The following is a 646-nucleotide window of genomic DNA, read 5'->3' on the forward strand; positions in this document are numbered from 1 at the left end:
TTAGGCCTGCCGCCAGCGTTCAATCTGAGCCATGATCAAACTCTTCAGTTTAAAGTCTGATAGTCCTTACTTCTCTCATCCCGAAGAACAAGAAGAAAAGCGGACCAAACTTGGTTCAAGGTCAAACGAATCTTGACGAGTCGCTTGCCTCGATATGTCGTGACTGGCTGTCACGCGAGAACAAGCGCCCACATCAATTACCTGATCGATTGTTAAAGAGCGTCCTTACTTGAAGCGCTTTGCTTCTGCCATCGAACCCAAGTGCTTGTCAGCGCTTGTTTTCTGGGCCGCCGTAAGGAGTGGCGTATTTTAAGGATCTGGGTGAGGATGTCAACGTCTTTCTTGTCGAATCCTGCCTGGCGCCGTTACTGCTTGTCGGTGCCGATCCTTGAAGAACTGGGAAGCAATCTTACTGGCTTCACCGCCTTGCGTCAACCGATTTATTCAATCAAATCAAACGCTTGGAATCCTTCTCGCTGTCCCCGAAGACCTCTCTCGGCGGCAGCGGATGCGTACTTTACGGACCCGCTGCCGAGTTGGCAAGCCCTTCATGACAACTTTTTGACCCGCCTGGATTTATGCGGACCCGCTGACGGCCTCGCCGCCCTTCCTTCAGAAACCCGAACGCCCGCGCAGGGCGGGCGTT

General features: G+C 52.9%; 1 protein-coding gene. It reads left to right on the forward strand.

Annotated elements, in window-relative coordinates; genetic code table 11:
* Window positions 1-327: 327 nt before the first annotated feature.
* The coding region (locus BTW08_RS19285; protein WP_210403280.1) for a hypothetical protein at window positions 328-646 on the forward strand (319 nt) is incomplete at its 3' end.

The sequence above is a fragment of the Salinicola sp. MH3R3-1 genome (assembly GCF_001937155.1).
GTDB classification, from domain to species: Bacteria; Pseudomonadota; Gammaproteobacteria; order Pseudomonadales; family Halomonadaceae; genus Salinicola; species Salinicola halophyticus.